At 65.7% G+C, this 20,377-nt stretch carries 15 protein-coding genes and 1 pseudogene; 6 read left to right on the top strand and 10 right to left on the bottom strand.

All coding sequences use genetic code 11. The features are described from left to right. Positions 1-8 precede the first annotated feature (8 nt). The 9 genes from RLN94_RS00300 to RLN94_RS00260 form a co-directional block, all read right to left on the bottom strand. Positions 9-1,712 carry a GMC family oxidoreductase gene (locus RLN94_RS00300; RefSeq protein ID WP_350125420.1) on the bottom strand — a complete coding sequence of 568 codons (1,704 nt, stop codon included), beginning with the start codon at positions 1,710-1,712 and terminating at the stop codon, positions 9-11. 3 nt (positions 1,713-1,715) lie between these two features. Next, positions 1,716-2,993, bottom strand: coding sequence for a TRAP transporter large permease (locus RLN94_RS00295; protein WP_350125417.1), 1,278 nt, complete (start codon positions 2,991-2,993; stop codon positions 1,716-1,718). Continuing rightward, complete coding sequence (locus RLN94_RS00290) at positions 2,984-3,508, bottom strand: TRAP transporter small permease (protein WP_350125414.1); 525 nt, start codon at positions 3,506-3,508, stop codon at positions 2,984-2,986. Before RLN94_RS00290 ends, RLN94_RS00295 begins: the two co-directional genes overlap by 10 nt. A 62-nt stretch (positions 3,509-3,570) precedes the next feature. After that, entirely contained in the window at positions 3,571-4,575 is a 1,005-nt protein-coding gene (locus RLN94_RS00285) for a TRAP transporter substrate-binding protein (protein WP_350125411.1), read from the bottom strand. A 57-nt stretch (positions 4,576-4,632) separates the two neighbouring features. Next, positions 4,633-6,099: an aldehyde dehydrogenase family protein gene (locus RLN94_RS00280; RefSeq protein ID WP_350125408.1), complete on the bottom strand. Its 1,467-nt coding sequence runs from the start codon at positions 6,097-6,099 to the stop codon at positions 4,633-4,635. Next, complete coding sequence (gene ilvD / locus RLN94_RS00275; protein WP_350125405.1) at positions 6,096-7,790, bottom strand: dihydroxy-acid dehydratase; 1,695 nt, start codon at positions 7,788-7,790, stop codon at positions 6,096-6,098. Before ilvD ends, RLN94_RS00280 begins: the two co-directional genes overlap by 4 nt. After that, positions 7,787-9,154, bottom strand: coding sequence for an FAD-dependent oxidoreductase (locus RLN94_RS00270; protein WP_350158335.1), 1,368 nt, complete (start codon positions 9,152-9,154; stop codon positions 7,787-7,789). Before RLN94_RS00270 ends, ilvD begins: the two co-directional genes overlap by 4 nt. Beyond that, positions 9,151-10,188, bottom strand: a complete 1,038-nt coding sequence (locus RLN94_RS00265) for a LacI family DNA-binding transcriptional regulator (protein ID WP_350125402.1) — start codon at positions 10,186-10,188, stop codon at positions 9,151-9,153. The genes RLN94_RS00270 and RLN94_RS00265 overlap by 4 nt, the downstream gene beginning before the upstream one ends. 193 nt (positions 10,189-10,381) lie before the next feature. Further along, a complete protein-coding gene (locus RLN94_RS00260) occupies positions 10,382-12,010 on the bottom strand; it encodes a GMC family oxidoreductase (RefSeq protein WP_350125399.1) in 1,629 nt (542 codons plus the stop codon). A 117-nt stretch (positions 12,011-12,127) separates the two neighbouring features. On the opposite strand from RLN94_RS00260, the gene RLN94_RS00255 reads away from it, so the two are divergent. The 4 genes from RLN94_RS00255 (at position 12,128) to RLN94_RS00240 (ending at position 16,315) form a co-directional block, all read left to right on the top strand. Continuing rightward, positions 12,128-13,363: a TRAP transporter substrate-binding protein gene (locus tag RLN94_RS00255; protein WP_350125396.1), complete on the top strand. Its 1,236-nt coding sequence runs from the start codon at positions 12,128-12,130 to the stop codon at positions 13,361-13,363. Positions 13,364-13,488: 125 nt separating this feature from the next. Then, positions 13,489-14,157: a TRAP transporter small permease gene (locus tag RLN94_RS00250; protein WP_350125393.1), complete on the top strand. Its 669-nt coding sequence runs from the start codon at positions 13,489-13,491 to the stop codon at positions 14,155-14,157. A gap of 1 nt (position 14,158) precedes the next feature. Further along, a complete protein-coding gene (locus RLN94_RS00245) occupies positions 14,159-15,517 on the top strand; it encodes a TRAP transporter large permease (RefSeq protein ID WP_350125390.1) in 1,359 nt (452 codons plus the stop codon). Between the two features lie 12 nt (positions 15,518-15,529). After that, a complete protein-coding gene (locus tag RLN94_RS00240) occupies positions 15,530-16,315 on the top strand; it encodes an IclR family transcriptional regulator (RefSeq protein WP_350125387.1) in 786 nt (261 codons plus the stop codon). A 58-nt stretch (positions 16,316-16,373) separates the two neighbouring features. Here the strand turns inward: RLN94_RS00240 and RLN94_RS00235 are convergent, their stop codons facing one another. Next, positions 16,374-17,519 carry a lytic murein transglycosylase gene (locus tag RLN94_RS00235; RefSeq protein ID WP_350125384.1) on the bottom strand — a complete coding sequence of 382 codons (1,146 nt, stop codon included), beginning with the start codon at positions 17,517-17,519 and terminating at the stop codon, positions 16,374-16,376. 374 nt (positions 17,520-17,893) lie between these two features. On the opposite strand from RLN94_RS00235, the pseudogene RLN94_RS00230 reads away from it, so the two are divergent. Both RLN94_RS00230 and RLN94_RS00225 read left to right on the top strand, forming a co-directional pair. Further along, positions 17,894-19,162, top strand: a pseudogene (locus RLN94_RS00230) (tyrosine-type recombinase/integrase); the annotation flags it as partial. 359 nt (positions 19,163-19,521) lie between these two features. Next, positions 19,522-20,253 (top strand): ATP-binding protein, encoded by a 732-nt coding sequence (locus RLN94_RS00225; protein ID WP_350125381.1) that lies wholly within the window; start codon positions 19,522-19,524, stop codon positions 20,251-20,253. The last annotated feature ends 124 nt before the right edge of the window (positions 20,254-20,377 follow it).

Here is a 20,377-nt window from a genome sequence, read left to right as displayed (position 1 = left end):
GGGCACGCTCACCCTTTCCCGAGGATCGCGTCCGACAGCTTCTCCGCCACCATGATCGTGGTGAGGTTGATGTTGGCACAAGGAATCCGCGGAAAGACCGAGGCATCGGCCACCCGCAGCCCCTCCACCCCGATCACCCGCCCATCCGGGCCGACACCGGCCGCCGGGTCATCCGCCCGGCCCATGGCAACCGTCCCGCAGGCATGCCAGTTGCCCAGCACCGTGTCGCGGATGAACCGTTCCAACTCGGCATCCTCGGTCTTCATCCGCTCGATATCATACCCCGCCACCGCCATCCCGATGAGCGTCTTGCGCACCGCCGGATGCAGGTCGAGCAGCCGGCCGCCCACCGCATTCACCATCCGAGACACCGGGTCCTTGTGCCCCAGCCGCCGGATCCATGTGGTATAGGCCCCGGCAAACGCCCCCTGCCCGACGGCCTGCAACTCGTCCGCCTGCAACAGCTCGATGGCAAACCGCACCCCGGCCTTCATCCGCTCCATGTCCCGCGGATCGGACAACAGGTTGAACGCCACGAACGGCTCCTCCCCCGCATCGGGCGAGCGCAGTTCCACGAACCCGGTCGAATGCGCCTGGTCCGGCCCCACCCGCAGCACCCCGATCTGGTGCCCGATCGGCGTCTGGTCGAACCGCGCCGAAAGCGACATCTTCATGTCCCCGGCCGCACAGCCCTCGACCCCCGAGGTGAACCGCGTGTAGACCAGAAAGGCATTGGCTATGTTCGACGCCATCCGCGCCCCTTGCCGCAGGTGAAGGCCCACCCCCACCAGCGGATGATCCTGAAGGTTCCGCCCGACCCCGCGCCGGTCGGCCAGCACCGGAATGCCCATCTCGCCCAGATGCGCGCCCGGCCCGATCCCGTGCCGCATCAGGATCGCCGGCGTATGCAACGCCCCGGCACACAGGATCACCTCGCCGGCATCACAAGCTTCGACCGTCCCGTCGGCGCGGGCAAGCCGCACGCCCGTCGCCCGGTGCCCGTCGAACAGGATCCGCTCCAGCACCGTCTCCGCCACGATCCGCAGGTTCCCCCGCCGCCGCACCCCCTGGTCGAGATACGCCACCGCCGCCGACACCCGCCGGCCATAGACGTTGTTCTTCGGAAACGGAAAACACCCGTCGCTGGTCGTGTCATGGCAATCGTCGTGATAGGGTAGCCCCCGCCGCTCCAGCGCATCACGGAACGCCAGCGCGAAGTGCGACCAGTTCTCGGGAAAGGTCCGCTGCAGCGGCACCGGCCCGTCGCGCCCATGCTTCGGCCCGCCGAAATCCATGTCCCGCTCCAGCCGCCGGAAATAGGGCAGACAATCCTCGTAACTCCAGCCCGCCGCGCCCAGCTCCTCCCACCGGTCGTAATCCGACGGGATACCGCGCAGCGCCACCTGCCCGTTCACGCTCGACCCGCCGCCCATCACGCGCGCCTGTTCGTAGCGGTGCTCCTCCAGCTCCCGGCCACTGCCGTTGCCCACCGGGTCGCGCGTCACGGTCAGCCGGGTCCAGTACCGGTTGTCCTTGAAGTAATCCGGCAGGTAGCCATCGGCATAGATCGAGGCCGGCACCGCATAGGGCGGCGTATCCGGCCCCGCCTCCACCAGCAGCACCCGACGGCGCCCGTCTGCCGACAGCCGGTTCGCCAGAACACAGCCCGAGGAACCTCCGCCGATCACGACGTAATCATACCGCCCCGCCATGCCCTACCTGCCGTAAAGATCGGGCAGGACCATCACCAGCCCCGGCACGAAGGTGATGATCAGCAGCACCAGGATCGAAACCAGCAGGAACGGCATGTTCGACAGCGCCAATCGCTCCGGCGATATCTTCGCGATCGTCGCCCCGATGAACAGGCTGATCCCCACCGGCGGCGTGATCATCCCGATCGTCAGGTTGATCGCCACGATGATCCCGAAATGCACCGGGTCCACCCCCAGCCCCGTCACCACCGGAAGCAGGATCGGCACGAGGATGATCAGCGCCGCGATCATCTCCATGAACGCCCCCAGCACCAGAAGCATCAGGTTGATCAGCAGCAGGATCACGATCGGGTTGTCCGACACCGACTGGATCGCCGTGGTCACCGTGGCCGGCACCTGCTCCTTGGTCAGGATCCAGCTCAGCGGCGCGGCGATGGCGACGATCACCAGCGCGCTGCCAGTCGTCCGCGCACTCTGCAGCACGATGCCCGGCAGATCGCGGAACCGGATCTCGCGATAGATCACCATCCCCACCACCAGGGCGTAGAGACAGGCCACCGCCGCCGCCTCGGTCGGCGTGAAGAACCCCGAGAAGATGCCGCCCAGAATGATCACCGGCATCCCCAAGGGCACCAGCCCGTCAAGAAACGCCCGCAGGAAGGCGATGATCGAGAACCGCCCCCTCTCGCCGAACCCGTAGCGCCAGGCATAGACCGCCACCAACAGCATCTGCGCCACCCCCAGCAGGATGCCGGGCACGATCCCCGCAAGAAAAAGCGCGTTGACCGACACGCCCGCCACCACGGCATAGACGATCAGGATGATGCTCGGCGGAATGATCGGCCCGATCAGCGAGGACGAGATCGTCACCGACGTGGCAAACTCCGTCGGATAGCCCCGCTCACGCATCGACTTGATCATGATGCTGCCCACCGCCGCCGTATCCGCCGCGGCCGAGCCCGAGATGCCGGCAAACAGCATCGACACCACGATGTTCACATGCGCCAGCCCCCCGCGCACCCAGCCCACCATGGCCTCCGCCAGCGCCACCAGCCGCCGCGTGGTGCCGCCCGCGTTCATCAGATTGCCCGCCAGCATGAAGAACGGCACCGCCATCAGCACGAAGACGTCGATCCCGGCAAAGGCCCGGTGCGGAATGGTCACCGGGTTGACGCCCGAGAAGATGAAATACACCACCACCGACGCGCCCATCACGGCATAGATCGGCAGACCGATCAGCAACGTCAGGAAGAAGGTGACGGCAAGCGCGGTCAGTTCCACAGCCGCCCCCCGTCATCCGGGTCCGGCGGGGTCAGAATGTCGTTGACCGCCACGCGGCGCATCGCGTCCACCAGCAGGGAAAGAAACATCAGGAACGTCCCAAGGAAAAGCGGCCCGTAGACCAGCCAGAGGGGAATATGAAGGTTGGCCGAGGATCGCCCGGTCTGGATCATCAGCCGCACGAGCCCCAGCGCGTACCAGGTGAAGGCCGCAAGAAAGAGCAGCAGGATCAGCCGGCGCAGCAGCCAAAGCGCCACCTGCACCTTCGGCGGGCAGGCATTGGCCAGGCTCTCCATGCCGATCAAGTCGCCATAGCGCGCGCCCGCAGCCGTGGCGAAATACACGATCCAGACCAGCGAGTACCGCGCCAGTTCGTCCAGCCCGCGCACCCGCAGCGACGAGTTGCGCACCAGCACGTCCAACAGCACGGCGCCCAGCATGAACAGCATCACCGCCACCACGAGGATGCGGACAAAGCTTTCGATCACGAGGCTGATGCGATGTATCCGCTCCAAGGCGAACCTCCTCCCGCGTTCAGGGCCCGGCGCGCCTCGCAACGCGCCGGGCCGGGTTTGCCTCACTTGGCCGAGGGCAGTTCCTGGATCTCGGCCATCAGGTCACGCACCCACGGCTCCAGCTCGGCCGAGTACTTCTCGCGCACCGGCGCCGTGGCCTCGACGAAGCTCGACAGGTCCTCCACCTCGTTGACCTTCAGGCCCTCCTGCTTCATCGCCTCCAGCGCCTCGGCATCCAGCGTCGCATAGTCGCTGTTGTTCTTCTCGACCGTCTGCTGGCCGATCTTCTCGACAAGCGCCTGCTCCTCGGGCGACATCGCGTCGAAGGTCGATTTGCTCATCACCAGCACCGCGATATTGGCCACCGTCGGCAACAGCGTCAGGTATTCCTGCACCTCGTTGAACCGCATCGCGTTGAGCGCCGAAAGCGCGTTCTCGTTGCCGTCCACCGTGCCGGTCTGCAGCGCGCCGTAAAGCTCCGCGAACGAGGTCGAGGCCACCTGCGAGCCAAGCGCCTCGTAGGTGTCGATATGCGCCGAAACACCCATCGTCCGCATCTTGATATCGGCGAAATCCTCGGCCGTCTCGATCGGGCGGATGTTGTTCATCGGATAGCGGAACGCGGGCGAACCGATGCCGATCAGCTTGAAGCCCGCCGCATCCGCCTCCTCGTAGAACTGCGAGAAGTCCAGCGTGCTTAGCGCCTCCTCGATATGCTCGGGGCTGTGGAACACGAAGGGCATGTTGAACAGCTCGAAGGACGGCACGAAGCTTGCCATCGCCGCCGTGTGAACCCAGGTGAAATCCATCGTGCCCAGCAGCAGCGCGTCAAGCGCATCGCGCTCGCCGCCCATGGCGCCGCTCGGATGCACCTCCAGCGTCCACTTCCCGTCGGTCTCCTCCGCCATCGTCTCCTTCATGAACATCGCCGAGGTGTGGTAGGGGAACTGTTCCGCCACGACGTGGCCCAGCGTCATCGTCCGCTCTTCCACCTCCTGCGCCAGTGCCCCGGCCGTACCGGTCAACGTCATCGCGGCGCCCAGCGCCACGCTCCTGATAAAACTCATGTCATCCTCCCATTTCGGTTTATGGTTCGATCCGCCCCGCCCGGCCGGTTTTTCCTCTCAGTCCAGGGCATAGCGGACGTTCTTCAACTGGGTATCGTCCAGCAGCGCATCCTTCCCGCGCTCCTTGCCGAACCCGCTCATCCGGAAGCCGCCGAACGGGGCGTCTACCGAAACCTTCCGGCCCGCGTTGATGCAGACCGTCCCGGCCCGTATCTGTCGGGCCGCGCGCATCGCCCGGCCGCTGTCGCGGGTGAACACCGCGGCGGCGAGGCCGTATTCCGTGTCATTGGCCAGCGCGATGCCCTCCGCCTCGGTGTCGAAGGACAGAACGCTCTGCACCGGGCCGAAAATCTCTTCGCGCGTCGTGCTCATTCCGGCGCGGGCGTTCAGGATCAGCGCGGGCGAAAGGAAGAACCCGCCTTTCAGGTCGTCCCGCCCGTCCAGCTCGACATACCGCCGCACCTCCGCCCCCTCCCGCTCCGCCGCTTCCATGCAGCCCGCGATCCGGTCGCGCTGCGCCGCGCTGACCACCGGACCCATCTGCGTCTCCGGGTCTTGCGCCCGCCCGACGCGCACCCCGCGCAGCCGTTCCTCCAGCGCCGCCACGAACGCGTCATGCACCGACCGCTGCACGATCAGCCGCGTGCAGGCCGCACAGACCTGCCCGGAATTGCGCACGTTGTCGGTAAACGCCGCCTCCACCGCGGCGCCGATATCGGCATCCTCCATCACCAGCAGCGGCGACTTGCCGCCCAGCTCCAGCGTCATCCGCTTCATGCCCTTTGCCGCCGCCTCGAAGATGCGCTGCCCGGTGACGGTGCCCCCGGTGAACGAGATCTTGCCCACGTCCGGATGCGTCACCAGCCGCATCCCCGGCTCGGCCCCGCCATGCACCACGTTCAGCGTCCCGGGCGGCAAATCCGCCTCCAGCGCGCATTCCGCCAGCAGCGCCGACGACACCGGCGTCACCTCCGACGGTTTCAGCACCGCCGTGTTCCCTGCCGCCAATGCCGGCGCGATCTTCAGCACCGCCAGCAGCGCCGGGTAATTCCACGGCGTGATCAGCCCGCACACCCCGATCGGCTCGCGCAGCGTGAAATCCGCAAGCGTCGGGTCCGAAACGTTCAGCGTCTCACCCGACAGCCCCAGCAGGATACCGGCGTAATACTCCACCGAATCCGCCAGCCCCTCCATCTCGGTCGAGGTGATCGAGATCGGCCGCCCCACGTCCAGCGTCTCGGCCCAGGCAAACGCCTCGGCCCGCGCCCGGATCGCATCGGCAAACCGCATCAGGTGCTGCGACCGCGCCTTGGGCGTCAGCGTACCCCAACCCGTCTCGAACCCCTTCCGGGCCGCGGCAATCGCCCGGTCGGCATCTTCGGCCCCGCCATCGGCGATGCGCGCCAGCACGTTGCCCGTCGACGGGTCCAGCGTCTCGAACACCCGCCCGCTCTCGGCCGCGCTTTCCTGCCCGCCGATCAACAGCGGCCAGGGCTTCTGCGTGAAATCGAAATGCGCCGTCATCGTTTCCCCTCATCCGAGGCTTCGCGCCCGGGCCGAAGGATTCCCCCCCGGCTGAGCGGCGTCACAAGCTGCTGGTAGAACCCCAGCCAGCCATCCCGCATCTTCAGCTTCGGCCGCCCCCCGCTCCTCCGCCGGGCCAGCTCGGCCTCCGGCACCTCCAGGTCGACGACCCGCGCCGCGATATCGATCCGGATCGGGTCGCCATCCGCCACCAGCCCCAGCGGCCCGCCCATCGCCGCCTCCGGCATGATCTGCCCGACGACGATCCCGCGGTTCAGCCCCGACAACTGCCCGTCCGTCACCAGCGCCACGCGCCCGGCCAGCGCACTGCCCGCCAGCGCCGCCGCGAACCACGAGGCCGACGCGACACCCGGCCCGCCCAGCGCCCCCAGGCCGCGCAGCACCACGACATCACCCTCCCGGATCTCGCCCGCCTCCAGCGCGTCAAGCGCCGCCTGCTGGGTCTCGAACACCCTCGCCGGCCCCTCGAACACGAGGTCCTGATACGCCCCGGTCCCCAGCTTCATGATCGCCCCCTCCGGCGCCAGGTTCCCCTTCAGCACCATCAGCGACGGCCCCTCCGCCACCGGCCGGCCCACCGACGCCACGGCACCGCCCTCGACCACCCCGGCCACGTCCAGCCGCGCCCCAAGGCTCTGCCCGTCCACGCCCACGCACGCCTCATCCAGCAGCCCGCGCAGCCGGCTCATCACCGCCAGCGTACCGCCCGCGGCATCGAGATTCTCGATCCGCCCGTCGCCGTTCGGCTTGATCGCGCAAAGCACCGGCACCTTTCCGTCAAGCCCGGCAAAGACATCGTAGATATCGACCGCCACCCGGCCCTCCTCGGCCACCGCCTGCAAATGGCGCATGACGTTGATCGACGTGCTAAGCGCCATCGCCACCGCGGCGGCATTCCGGAACGCCTCGGGCGTCAGGATCGCCGACGGGCGCAAATCCTCATCGACCATCTCGACAATCCGACGCCCCGCCGCGCGGGCGCGCTCGTACATCCGCTCGCTTTCCGCCGCGATCGGCGCGCTGCCGGGCAGGGTCATCCCCAGCGCCTCGCTCATGATATGCATCGAGTTCGCCGTGCCCATCCCGGCACAAACCCCCGGCCCCGCCACCGCCACCCGCGACATGCACTCGATTTCCGCCACGCTCAGCTCGCCCGTGCTCAGCTTGCCGACGCTCTCGAACACGTCCTCGATATCCACCGTTTCGCCGTTCAGCGCACCGCAGGCCTGGTAGCCGCCGATCACCAGCAGCGTCGGAATATCCAGCCGCGCCGCCGCCATAAGCTGCGCCGGCGCCGTCTTGTCGCAGGAGGCAAGGCACACCATCGCGTCAAGCTGCGGCCCCTCGACCGACACCTCGATATCGTTCACCACCAGGTCGCGCGACGGCAGGATGTAACTCCCCGACGAGCCCGCGCAGTGGATGAAATCGCTGGGCGCGGTCGTCTTGACCACGAAGGGCAGCCCCCCGGCCTCGCGGATCGCGGCGCTCACGGCCTCGGCCACCCGGTCGAGATGCGAGAAACAGCTCGACAGCTCCGACGACGTGTTGATCACGGCGATCTTCGGCTTCGCCATGTCCGCCTCGTCGATCCCCAGCGCGATCCACTGCGCCCGCCGCAGCGCCCAGAGCGTGGTGCCCTCGGCGAAATTGCTCCTCAGCTTCCTCATCGCGCGCCCTCCAACTCGGGCTCGCCCGGCACGAAGCACTCCGGCGCGGCATCGCCCATGTACGCGCCCCGCTCCGCCAGCTCTGCCCGCAATGCCTGAACGTCCAGCGCCCGCAGGTCGCCGCCATGCCGCTCCGCTGACAGCGCCGCGCCGATCCCCGCCGCCTCACCCATGGCAAAGCAGGTGCCCGCCACCCGCAGCGACGCCTGCGCCACATGGGTCGCCGACACGCAGCGCCCGGCTATCACCAGCCCGTCGATGCCCCGCGGCAACAGGCAGCGCCACGGGATCTGGTAGTAACTCCCGTCCGGCAGCCAGACCCAGCGCGTCGCCCGGTCGGCGCCATGCTCCTCGACCGGCCACGCACAGGCGCCGATCGCATCGGCGAACCGCGCCCCGCCCAGCACCTCCTCCTCGGTCAGCATGTGATCCCCGGCCACCCGCCGGCTCTCGCGCACACCGATCTGCGTGCCGGTATCCAGCAGCCACGCATCGCGATAGCCCGGCACATGCGCCCGGAACGCCTCCAAGTACAGCTCCGCCATCCGCCGGCCGTTGGCCTCCGCCGCGCTCATCTCCGCCACGTCCAGCGGGTTTGGCGCCCGGCCATCCTGCTCGATCCGGGTGATGTTCAGGTGCACCACCGCCTCGTTGAAGGCAAAGATCCCGCCCGCCGTGCGCGGCAGGTCGTACCCCGCCGCCACCGCCGCCTCGAGATAGCCGTGCAACGCCGCCCGGTCCGTCTCCTCGACCTTGCGCGTATCCACGCCCCCGAACCGGATCATCGTCGTCGGAAACTGCAGATCCTCCACGTCGCAGGCCCACTCCGCCCCGGCCAGCGCGGCAATCTGCCCATCGCCGCTGGCATCGACGACAACGCCCGCCTCAACGGCCCAGCGCCCGTCGATCGACTCGAAGACCGCCCCGCTTACCCGCCCGTCGCGGCTCAGCACCTCGACCGCCAGCGAATGGAACCGCACCGCCACGCCGGCCTCGCGCAGCATGTCGTCGGCGACCCGCTTCATCGGCTCGGGGTGATAGGGCAGCGACGCGGTCTGCAGCCACACCTTGGGCGCGGCGGCCCCGCCCCGCGCCCTGAGCCGCTCGATGATCTCGTCCGCCAGCCCGCGCACCAGCCGCTGCACCCGCCCGCCGTCAAGCCCGTAGAGCCCGCAGATACTGCCCAGCGTGACCGCCGTCAGCGTCCCGCCCAGAAACCCCATCCGTTCCACCAGCATCACCCGCGCGCCGGTCCGCGCCGCGGCGACGGCGGCGGCGATCCCGGCCGATCCGCCGCCCACCACCAGAACGTCGACGCGGTCGCGGATCTTGGTCCGCCGCTCGGGTTCGGTCACATGCGTCATGTCTTCGCCTCGTCTTTCGATCCCAGCCGCGCCCTCGCGGTGCTGCGCCGGATCATCAGGTCGACCGGATGCACGATCCGGCGCGGCTCCAGAGCCGGTTTCGCCAGCCGTTCGAGCAACAGGTTCACCCCGTCCTCGACGATCTTCTGCACCGGCTGGCGCACCGTGGTCAGCGACAGCGTCGACCACGACGCCTGCTCGACATCGTCGAACCCCATGATCCAGCAATCCTCCGGTACCCGGCAGCCGCGCTCATATGCCCCGTCCAGCGCCCCCAGCGCCAGCAGGTCGTTGGCACAGAACACCGCGTCCGGCGGGTCCGACAGGTCCAGCAGCGACTGCATCGCCGACCGCCCGCTTTCATGCGAGAACGGCACCCGGCGGATCATCGAGGTCTCGATCTCCTGCCGCCGCTCCGCCATCGCCTCCAGGAACCCGGCCTCGCGGTCGCGCACCGTGCTCACGTCCAGTGAGCCGCTGATGAAACCGATCCGCCGCTTGCCATGATCCAGCAGGTACGACGCCACCGCGCGCCCCCCGGCATGGTTGTCGCTCGACACCTGGTCACAGCTCAGGTCGTCGATCGTCCGGTTGATCAGCACCAGCGGCGCCGACGCCCGGATCGCCTCATGCAGAACCGGCGAATTCCGCGTCACCGCCGCAAAGATCAGCCCGTCCACCAGCGACTGGCTGATCGCGTCGATCGCCGCCACCTCGCCGGTGCCCTCCGTGTCCCACAGCACCACCTTGAGGCCCTTGTGCGCCAGCACCTCGTTCAGCGCGCACAGGATTTCCGTGTAAAGCGGGTTGCTCAGCCGCGCGACCACCACCCCGATCACGCCAAGCCGGCTGGTGCGCATCGCCCGCGCCAGCGCGTTCGGCCGGTAATCGATCAGCTTCGCGGCATCCAGCACCCGCTGCCGCGTCTCGGCGTTCACGTTCTCCTCGCCCCGGAACACCCGCGACACCGTCGCCTGCGACACGCCGGCGGCCAGCGCAAGGTCTTTGCTCGTGGCATTTGATTTCGATTTCATGAATACCGATTCCGAATCGTCATTTAATGCATCTAAGCCATGATTACGTAGTCATTCAATTGAAAAGAGAGCCCACGATACCCAAATGCCATCGACGGCAAGGACACGCGGCCCGCCGCAACAGCCCACGCGGGCACCTCGCCCGTCACATCATTTCTGGAATGAACTCAGCCCCTTACCGGCGCCGCTCGTCTCAGGAGGCCGCCCCAGCCCCCGCCCTCCGGTCCTCGAGGATCATGTCCGAGGCCTTCTCGCCGATCATGATCGCCGGGGCATTGGTGTTGCCCGACACGATCTCGGGCATGATCGAGCAATCCGCCACCCGCAGCCCGGCCACGCCATGCACCCGCAGCCGCGCATCGACCACCGCATCGGGGCCCGGCCCCATCCGGCACGTCCCGGTGGGGTGATAGATCGTCGTCGAATTGTTCCGCGCCCAGTCGAGCGTGCCCTCGTAATCGTCCATGTCGAGCGACGCGTCCGGCCGGAACTCCTCGGAAATCTTGTGACTGAGCGGCTCGTGCCGCCCGATCCGCCGGGCGATGTTGATCCCCTCCACGATCGTCCGGCAATCGGTCTCGGTCGACAGGTAATTCGGATGGATCGTCGGGTAGACCCGCGCATCCGCCCCCGCCAACCGGATCTCCCCCCGGCTCTCGGGCCGCAACTGGCAGACCGACATGGTAAAGGCCGAGAACGGATGCACCCCCGCGCCGGGGCTGTCCGCCGACCAGGGCTGCACGTGGAACTGGATATCCGGCGTTTCCACATGCGCGCCCGTCCGCAGGAACCCCGTCGCAAGGCTCGCGGCCATCGCCATCGGGCCCGAGCGGAACATGGCATATTTCACCGCGATCCGCGCCTGGTTGAAGAGGCTGCGCACCTCGTCGTTCAACGTCGGCTCGTTGCACTTGAACACCAGCCGCGCCTGCAGGTGATCCTGCATGTTCTTGCCCACGGCCCGAACATCCCGGCGCACCTCGATCCCGTGCTCGCGCAGCTGCTCCGCCTCGCCGATCCCCGACACCATCAGAAGCTGCGGCGATCCGATCGCGCCCGAGGACAGGATCACCTCCGCCCCGGCCCGTACGACATGCTCCTGCCCCGCCTCGTCGCGATAGGCCACGCCCACCGCCCGGCTGCCCTCGAACACGATCCGGCTCGCCGCCGCCTTGGTCAGCACCGTCAGGTTCGGCCGCGCCTTCACCGGGTTCAGGAACGCCACCGCGCTCGAACACCGCCGCCCGTTGCGCGCGGTCAGCTGGAAATACCCCACGCCCTCCTGGCTGGCCCCGTTGTAATCCGGGTTGAACGGATACCCCGCCTCCTGCGCCGCGGCGACCCACGCATCGCATATCGGCCGCTGCAGCCGCATATTCGACACCGACAGCGGGCCCTGGTCACCGTGAAACTCGTCCGCCCCCCGCTCCTGCCGCTCCGACCGCTTGAACAGCGGCAGCACGTCGTCCCAGCCCCAGCCGGGGTTGCCCATCTGTTGCCAGCGGTCGTAATCCTGCGGCTGCCCCCGCACATACAACAGCCCGTTCAGCGACGACGACCCGCCCAGCACCTTGCCCCGCGGCCAGTCAAGCCGCCGGCCGTTCAGCCCCGGGTCCGGCTCGGTCCGGTAGCACCAGTCGACCGCGGGGTTGTGCATCGTCTTGAAATACCCCACCGGAATATGGATCCACGGGTTCCAGTCCCGCCCGCCGGCCTCCATCAGCACGACCTTGACCGACGGGTCGGCCGACAGCCGATTCGCCAGAACACAGCCCGCCGAGCCAGCACCCACAATCACGTAATCCGCTGACAATTCGGGCATTTCCGGGCGACCTCCTCCAATCATTGGGCAGAGAAAAGATTTCTCTTGCCAGATCGAACATAGGTCGACCAATATTGAGACTGCAAGTATCAAAAATACGCAACGTGGGAGGAGACCATGAAAGTATCCAATGCCCTGAGCGGGATCACCCGCCGGGATCTGTTCCGGTTGTCGGGACAGTTCGGCATGTCGTCGGTGCTGCTGGGCGCAGGGGCGTTCGCAGGGGCGGCCAGCCTGCCGTCGCTGGCCAAGGCGGCCGAAAGCACCTACGAGAAACGCTTTGCCAAGGAAGCCAAGCACACCCTCAAAATGGGCGCCTCGGGCTTCAACGCGCGCAACCTGCTGATCGAACGCATGGGCGCGCTGGAATTCTGCCGCGACCTCGAGGAACGCACCGAGGGCGAGATCCGCGTCGAGTTCATCGGCGACAACCAGATCTGCGGCCAGCTCTCCTGCGTCGAGAAAACCCAGCTCGGCGTTGTGGACATGTACGCCGCCTCCACCCAGAACTCGGCCGGCGGCGCGCCCTATCTCAACGTGCTCGACTACGCCTACATGTTCCCCACCCGGGCCTCGCAGTACCATTTCCTCTACAGCCCGGAATCCATGAAGCTCCTGCGCGAGCCGCTGGAAAAACGCCACGGCCTGAAGTTCCTCTTCAGCCATTGCGAACTCCGCGGCCTGCAGATGGGCCAGTCCTTCGCCGACAAGCCCACCGTCACCAAGCTCGAGGAACTGTTCGGCACCAAGAACCGCGTCACCGGCACCCAGCTCGGCCGCATCGCCATGCAGCTCCTCAACCTCAACCCCGTCCCCGTGGCATGGGAGGAAACGCTCGACGGCCTCAAGCAGGGCCTGATCGACGGGGCCGAGACATGGGCCTCGGCCGTGGCCTATGCCAACATGTCGCCCGTGGTCAGCCAGTCGGTCGACCTCAAGTTCTTCTGCGGCACCGAACACACCTCGATGTCCGCCAAGGTCTTCGACAGCATGGAGCCGCACCTGCAGGACGCGATCATGGAATCCGCCTACTGGGCCCAGGCCCACGTGCAGGCCGCGAACGAGGCCGCGCTGGTCAAGACCGTCGGCTTCTCCGACCCGCAGCTTCCCGACACCATCTTCGTCAAGGAAAACGTGCGCCCGGCCTTCCTTGCCGACGACCAGATCAAGATGGCCGAGGAAATGTGCTCGCCCGAGTTCAACCCCGAACCCTGGGCGCAATGGCGCGAGCGGCTCAACAACTGGGCCGGCGGCCTCGACACCTACCAGGAAATCTACGACGTCGCGCGTCAGATTCCGCAGGATACGAAGCCCGAGAACGTCGAGCCGCGCCGCTGGTGGCGCTCGGCATAACCGGCTATCGTTGAACCCGGTGCGGGCCGCCAGCCGATCCCGGCGGCCCGCCCCCGCACACGCGGCATCCAAGACCGCGCAGGCACCCCGCGACCCAAACCGCGACCCGACAGGAGGAACAGGCAATGACCGGCTGGTTCGACGGCGCAGGCGAGATCTTCAGCGCCCTCGCCGAAGGCGATTCATGGATGCTGAGCGAGGCGATGCGCGCCCCGGCCATCTGGCCGCTGGGGCTGGCCGCGATGCTGGCCGCCGCACTGGTGATCCTCCTCCTCTACCGGCTCAGCCCGTGGTTCGAGCGCAGTTTCGAGCCCACCGTGATGGTCATCTCCTACCTCGCCATCGGCGGCATCATCTTCGTCGAGGTCTTCCGCCGCTTCGTGCTGTCGGAACAGGCGCCGTGGTCGACCACCCTGCCGCCCTTCCTGTTCCTGATCATGACGTGGTTCGGCTGCAGCTATAACGTCAAGCTGCGCACCCACCTCGCCTTTGCCGAGTTCCGCACCGCCATGCCGCGCACAGGCCAGATGGCCTGCCTGCTGCTCGACGCGGCGCTCTGGATCGGCTTTTCCTGGGTCGTCGTCGTCACCTCGACCCGGGTCGTCGCCAATTCCGCCTCGAATTTCCAGATCATGCTGGGCACCGACAACATCATGCAATGGTGGTTCCTGATCTCGGTGCCCCTCGCCTTCACCGTGCTGGTGGCACGGGTGCTCGAGAACCTGATCGAGGATCTCGCCAATTACCGCAGCGGCGCGCCGCTTATCAAACAAGCCGTGATCGGAGGCGACTGACATGAGCGACCCGATGATCATCACGCTCATCTCGATCGGGGTGACGTTCCTCTTCATGCTCGGCGTGCCAGTCTTCCTCGTGATCGGCTACTGGGTGATCGGCATGTCCTTCCTGCTGGCCATGCCGCTCGACAATATCGGCGCGGCGCTGGCCGACGTCTTCACCGACGGCTTCGCGCTGCTGGCCATGCCGCTCTTCATCCTGACCGGCGACCTGATCAACCGCTCCGGCATCGCCCGGCGCCTCTCCGACTTCGCCTATGCCTGCCTCGGCTGGATCCGCGGCGGGCTCGCCATGGCCTCGCTCGGGGCCTGCGGGCTCTTCGCGGCGATCTCCGGCTCCAACTCCGCCACCACCGCCACCATCGGCTCGATGCTGCATCCCGAGATGGTCAAGGGCGGTTACGACGAACGCTTCTCGGCGGCGACAGCGGCGGCGGGCGGCACCGTGGGCATCATCATCCCGCCCTCCATCATATTCATCGTCTACGGCTTCCTGATGAACCTTCCCATTTCCGAGCTGTTCGTGGCCGGCATCATCCCCGGCGCGATGATGGTGGGCGGGATGATGATCGCCTGCTTCATCGTCTGCTGGAAGAACGGCTGGGGCTTCCTGATCCCGCTCAGCCCGCTGCGCGTGATCAAGACGGCGATCGGCGCCTGGCTCGGCTTCTTCGCCATCGGCCTCGTCCTCTGGGGCATCTACACCGGCAAGTTCTCCCCGACAGAGGCGGCGGGCGTCACCGTCGGCTTCTGCGTCATCGTGGGCTTCCTCTGCCTGCCCATCCACCGGCTCATCGGCGGCCGGCAGGACAAGGACGTCTCGGAAAAGTCCATCTCCGAAATGCTGGTCGTCCACGGCTTCGGCCCGCTGGAACTGCCCTCGATCACCATGCGCTCGGCCCAGATCACCGGCATCCTCGCCCCACTCATCGCCGTTTCTGTCGTCATGCAACAGATCCTTTCGGTGCTCGGCGCCCAGCAGGCCATCGGCGATTTCGTCACCTCCATGGGCGGCTACCACGCGGTGCTCTTCACCTCGATGGCCATCGTCTTCGTCCTCGGCATGGTGCTGGAAAGCCTGCCGGTGACCATCATCCTCGCCCCGATCCTCGCCCCCGTCGCCCACTCGGTCGGCGTCGAACCGGTGCAATTCGCCGTCATCTTCCTCGTCGGCGCCTCGATCGGTTTCATCACCCCGCCCTACGGCCTCAACCTCTATGTCGCCTCCGGCGTGACCGGCGTGCCCTATTTCCGGCTGTTGCGCTATTCCCTCGTCTACCTTATCGCCCTCATCGCGGTCTGGATCATCGTGGCCCTCGTGCCACCGCTCTCGACCGTGCTGCTGCCGCAACGATGAAGAAGACATAAGATGGATGGGGAAAAATCCGGGTCGATCCCGACGAACCTGAGGCTGCTGATGGTGATCGAACAGATCGCCAGCGCCGGCGTCCCGGTGACACCGACCGAGGTGAACGCCCAGATCGGCCTGCCCAAGCCCACCATCCACCGCCTCTTCAACACCCTCGAGGAGGAAGGCTTCCTCCAGCGCGACATGGACGGGCGCACCTACTCCCCCGGCCCCCGCCTGCGCGAGATGGCAGGCGGCATCCTGTCCTCCCTGCGCATCCGCACGGCCCGCCAGGCCGTGCTCCAGCGGATCAGCCGCGAGATCGGCGAAACCTGCAACATCGCCCTGCCCGACCGCGACTGCATGACCTATCTCGAACGGGTCGAAACCGAATGGCCGCTGCGCATCCAGCTCCCCATCGGCACGCGCGTGCCCTTCTACTGCACCGCCAGCGGCAAGATGTATCTCAGCTCGCTCGCCACCAACCACCTAAAAACCTATCTCGACGCCACCGACCTCCAGCAGCGCACCCCCAACACCATCACCGACGCGGCCGCGCTCTTCGACGAGATCGCCGAGGTCCGCACCGCCGGCTACGCCCTCGACCGCGAGGAATTCATGGAAGACATGATCGCCCTCGCCGTCCCGATCCAGGACACCAACGGCCGCCTGATGGCCACCCTCTCCTTCCACGCGCCCAGCCAGCGCTTCGACATCCCCCGCGCCCTGGAATACCTCGCCCCCCTGCGAGAGGCCGCGAAAGACCTCTCCAACCTGGTGAGCGACACCGGCACCGACACGCCCTGACCTTTTCGGAACGGGCGGCTTGCCCCGTCAACACCGCGTCAGAAAGTCACCGACAGGCTCACCTGAGACCGCGCAGAAGCTCCACCGACGGCTCGCCCGTCACCGGCAGCCCGCGGCTCGCCTGATACCGCCGCAGGGCCTCGCGCGTATCGGGACCGATCACGCCATCGGCGCCGCCCGTGTCGAACCCGCGCCGAGTCAGACCCCGCTGCAGCGCGATCCGGTCCTCCTTCGTCAGCCCGTTGGCATCCGGCGGAAACTGTGCCTCGAGCGGTCCCGCGCCACCGATCCGATCCGCCAGGTGCCCCACGCCGATCGCATAGGCGTCAGAGTTGTTGTACCGCTTGATCACCTGGAAATTGCTGTTGACCGCGAACCGCGGTCCGCCCGGCTGGGGCTGCACCACGCGGCCGGACGTGCCCGCAGGCACCACGCGCCCCCAGCTCTGGCCGCGGGTCCAGCCGTTGCGCGACAGATAGGCCGCCGCAGAGGCCAGCGCATCGGATGGATCATCCGCCCAGATATCCCGGCGCCCGTCCCCGGTGAAATCCACGGCAAACGCCTGGTAGGAGGTCGGAATGAACTGCGTGTGCCCCATGGCCCCGGCCCAGCTTCCGGTCATCCGCGCCGGGGTCACGTCCCCGTTCTGCAGAATGCGCAGGGCGGCAAGCAACTGCTTCTCGAAGAAAGCGCCACGACGCCCGTCGAAGGCCAGCGTCGAGGTGGCCGAGATCACCGGCACATTGCCCCGCCGCGTGCCATAGAAGCTTTCCAGCCCCCAGACGGCCGTCACGATCTCCGCGTCGACACCGTACCGGGCCTCGATCGCGCTCAGCGTCGCGCTTTCCCGCGCCAGCGCCGCCCGCCCCTGCCGCACACGCTCCTCCGAGGCGGCAATCGAGAGATAATCCTCGAGGCTGCGCTTGAACTCGGTCTGGTTGCGATCCCGCTCGATGACACCGGGCAGATAGCCCGTGCCCCGAAACGCCGCATCCAGCGTCGCCTGGCTGATCCCCTGCTGCGCGGCCCGGCCCCGGAACGACGCGACCCACGCATCGTAGCCCGCGTTGGGCACAGGCCGAAGATCCGAGGGCAGCGCGTCGGACTCTCCGGTTCCCTCCGACCGGATACCACCGACACCACCACAGGCTGAAAGGCTGAGAACTGCGGCCCCAAGGCCGAACTGACGGCGCGACAAATCCATGCTTCAAAGGCTCCTACGGCGGTTGTTGATACGATCGGTCCACGGGCAGCTTTGGTCCACTCCCCCACTTACACCGCAAATCAGGCGCGCCTGCAACTCGGCCGTTCCCGACCGGCGCCGCCCTGCTGAACGACAGGCCCATCGCCTCCGCACGCGCGTCACGCCATGACGGCCACGGCCGCAAGAACCAGCAATTCGGGAATTATGGCGGAGACGAAGTCCGCCTTTTCCTGGTTTTGTCAAAATGCAGATAGCTGCAAGAAACTATAATTAGTATATTCTGTTCAGATATTTATATCAATATCGACTTGCAGAGTGTTGCAGGATCATGCAATCAATCGAGAAATTTTTGGTGGCAAGGATGGTGGCTTAGCATGCCAACGAGAGCAAAAGAACTCAAAGCCCTTCAGGTAAAAAACCTGAAAGAGCCTGGGCGCCATGCGGTAGGTGGCACACCTCCCGGATTGAGTTTGAACATCACAGATAGTGGTGCGCGCTCATGGATATTGCGCGTCACCGTTCAAGGCAAGCGCCGCCATATTGGTCTGGGCTCATACCCTGAAGTGCCACTCGGAGAAGCCCGGGAACTGGCGTTGCAGATGAAACAAAAGATACGCGCTGGCATTGACCCGGTAGATGAGCGTCACGCTGAACGAGCCGCTCACGCCGCCGAGCAGAGACACCAGACTACTTTCAAGGAGGCATTCGAACGTTACTACGAGGAGAAAGTAAAAGGCGAACTAAAGAACGAGAAGCACATCAAGCAATGGCAATCAACTGTGACCACATACGTATTCCCGGTTTTCGGCGACAAGGCTGTCTCATCGATCACTGTTGAAGACGTTCTTTCAGCTTTGCGCCCAATCTGGAGCACCAAGAACGAAACTGCCTCGCGCGTGCGTCAGCGAATAGAGGCTGTCTTAGATTGGTCCAGCGTTATGGAGCTTCGTGAAGGTGAAAATCCAGCGCGCTGGAAGGGCAATCTTCAGCAGCTTCTCCCTTCGCCCAACAAGGTTCAGAAGGAGAACAGGTATCCAGCTGTGGCACTCGACGAGATCACGACCTGGTTCAGATTGTTGAGTGCCCGAGATGGTATTGCCGCACGTGCGCTTGCGTTCCTGACCTTGACGGCCGCTCGCTCTGGTGAGGTGCGGGGCGCCCAATGGGACGAGATTGACCTAAAGAGCAGCGTCTGGACCGTCCCGGCAGAACGCATGAAGGCGGGCCGTGAACACCGAGTGCCGCTCTCGGAGGCAGCAGTGGACCTACTTTCCTCGACACCGCGTATGCAGGGTTGCGCTTACGTATTTCCATCCCCCAAAAACGGTCAAATGTCGGACATGACGATCTCGGCAGTGATGCGACGGATCCAGGCCGCTGAGGAGAAAGAGGGTCGACTCGGGTTTCTTGACCCACGTTCACGACGTCCGGCAGTGCCACATGGTCTGAGGTCCAGCTTCCGCGACTGGGCCGCGGAAAAGACAGACTACTCTCGAGACATGGCCGAGATAGCGCTTGCACACAGCATCGGCAGCGACGTTGAGCGAGCTTACCGGCGGGGGGACATGATTGAGAAGAGGCGCGAGATGATGGAGGGTTGGGCGCGCTTCGTCTGCGGGTCACCGCGAACCTCCACCACTGACGATCACCACGCCTGATGCCCTTCGATTGGGGCGCGAACCAGTGGCCGATTGCTATGCACTATCCCGATGGCGTCACCAGCCCGTCATCATGACAAAGCCGCAAAGATCCTGCTTCCGGTGGTCCAAGCTAGGGTAGCAGTGCGCAGAACTGCAGACCCCAGTTAAAATGAGGGACTATCGGTGGGCGGATCACGTCAGGTTCCAGTAGTCGACAATGTCGCTGGGCTTCAATGTTGTCATGAAAACAACAAAATTCTTTCAATTCCGCGGCAATCCGTGGTTGCATGGGTTTGACGACAGATGGCGGAAGTTGTTCTTTTCGTCTCATTGAGATCAGATGTGACCGGAAGAATTGCGGTTTGAAAGACAATAGCGACAAAACCATACCGACCAAAAGGCAGGCTGACGCCACGCCTCACGCTGCGTCGCTCATCGAAGGCATGAGGGACTTCGGCTACACCCTGGAAACGGCGACGGCCGACATAATCGACAACTCCATTACGGCGGGTGCCTTGAAAGTTGAGATACTGGCAGAGACAGCCTCGGAGGAACCTTGGATCGCTATCATTGACGACGGTATCGGCATGGATGAGACTGAGTTGATCGAGGCAATGCGACCTGGGTCTCGGAATCCATTGGAGGAGCGCGAGGATCACGATCTCGGGCGGTTCGGCCTGGGCCTGAAGAGCGCCAGTTTCTCCCAATGCCGAGAGCTTACGGTTGTTTCCCGGAAAGCCGGCGTTACATCGGCCACAACCTGGGACCTCGACAAGGTTGCGGAGACGAATGTCTGGGCCGTTGAGCTCGAGGATGATCTGGCAAGTATTCCTGCCACGGACCACTTGGGAGAAACCGGGACCATCGTCCTTTGGCGGAAACTGGATCGTCTTTCGACGGGCTACCGAAACGACTCTACAAAAAGGGCCGCGGAGATCAACAAGGCACTTTCGGGGGCAGAGCGGCATCTGCGGCTCTGCTTCCATCGATACATGGAAGGCAATCGACCCAAGCTTCGTCTGCTTCTTAATGGTAGGAAACTCGCACCCATCGATCCCTTCGCGCAGGGCCACAAGGCTGTTAGTTTCCGCTGAGAAGTGACCCGGTAGGCTTCAAATTTTTCACTGAGAATTGACCCATGTGAACACCTTTCCCTGACGGGTTTTGTCGGGGAGACATGGAGTGATCGACATGGGATTTTTGAGTGTCATTCGACGT

The organism is Roseovarius sp., from assembly GCF_040223625.1.
Lineage (GTDB): Bacteria > Pseudomonadota > Alphaproteobacteria > Rhodobacterales > Rhodobacteraceae > Roseovarius.
This window is presented reverse-complemented; position numbering and strand designations above follow the sequence as displayed.